Here is a 1069-nt window from a genome sequence, read left to right as displayed (position 1 = left end):
GACCGCCGACGCGGTGGAGGCGGCTACCGGCGTCAGGNGTCGCGGCGCAGCTCAGCGCGATCACGGTGAATATTCTTCGGAAGAACATGGTGGTGCTTCCCATCTGGGTCCCCTTGAAGCGGCTGTGAGTGGGCAGAGCGTCAGGACGTGACATCGATCCGGTCGGCGGCGATCACCGTGCCGGTCGAGGCCGTGTTCTTGCGGCCGGTGTTGCGGACCTTGATCAGGTGGGTGCCGGCGGTCAGCGTGGGTGAGGTGTAGGACAGGTGCTGCTCGGCGCGGGTTGCCGCGTAGAAGTCGACGTCGACTTCGGCGCCGCCGTCGATGCTGACTGCGGCGATGCCGTGGTGGCTCGCGACTGCGGCGTAGAGCTGCACCTTCGTGCCGGTGAACGAGAAGGTGTAGTAGCTACCGGCGGTCTGCGTGAACCGGTCGTCGCCGTTGAACTTCGCCGGGTCGGCGCTGGCCGCCCACGTCCCGGAGAACGTGTACGAGTCCTCGTCGTACTTCGTCACTACCGGGGCTGCCGGCGGATTCGTGACGTCGATGCGGGTCGGCGGCGATCACCGTTCCGGTCGAGGCCGTGTTCTTGCGGCCGGTGTTGCGGACCTTGATCAGGTGGGTGCCGGCGGTCAGCGTGGGTGAGGTGTAGGACAGGTGCTGCTCGGCGCGGGTTGCCGCGTAGAAGTCGACGTCGACTTCGGCGCCGCCGTCGATGCTGACTGCGGCGATGCCGTGGTGGCTCGCGACTGCGGCGTAGAGCTGCACCTTCGTGCCGGTGAACGAGAAGGTGTAGTAGCTACCGGCGGTCTGCGTGAACCGGTCGTCGCCGTTGAACTTCGCCGGGTCGGCGCTGGCCGCCCACGTCCCGGAGAACGTGTAGGACTCCTCGTCGTACCTACCCACCCCGGGCGGGCCGTCGGTCGGGTCGGTCACGCCGGGCAGGTCATAGCTCTTGGCCATCGCCATGTAGGAGTCGGCGGGGTAGATGGTGGCATCAGAGTCGGCGCAGTTCTCGGTCTTCGTGGTGCGGTAGGACCAGGCCAGCACGCCCGTGGCGCCGCCGTTG

Annotated in this window: 2 protein-coding genes; both read right to left on the bottom strand. The window is 67.5% G+C overall.

The window, feature by feature from the left end:
- Positions 1-140 precede the first annotated feature (140 nt).
- Positions 141-515, bottom strand: a complete 375-nt coding sequence (locus DMB66_RS60600; RefSeq protein WP_125812740.1) for a hypothetical protein — start codon at positions 513-515, stop codon at positions 141-143.
- Positions 409-1069, bottom strand: a 661-nt coding sequence (locus DMB66_RS62330) for a hypothetical protein (protein WP_199753345.1), incomplete at its 5' end; no start/stop codon positions are given. The genes DMB66_RS62330 and DMB66_RS60600, both read right to left, overlap by 107 nt.

The organism is Actinoplanes sp. ATCC 53533 (assembly GCF_003947245.1).
The sequence above is the reverse complement of the archived record's forward strand: the minus strand, read 5'-3'. Positions and strand labels throughout refer to the sequence as shown.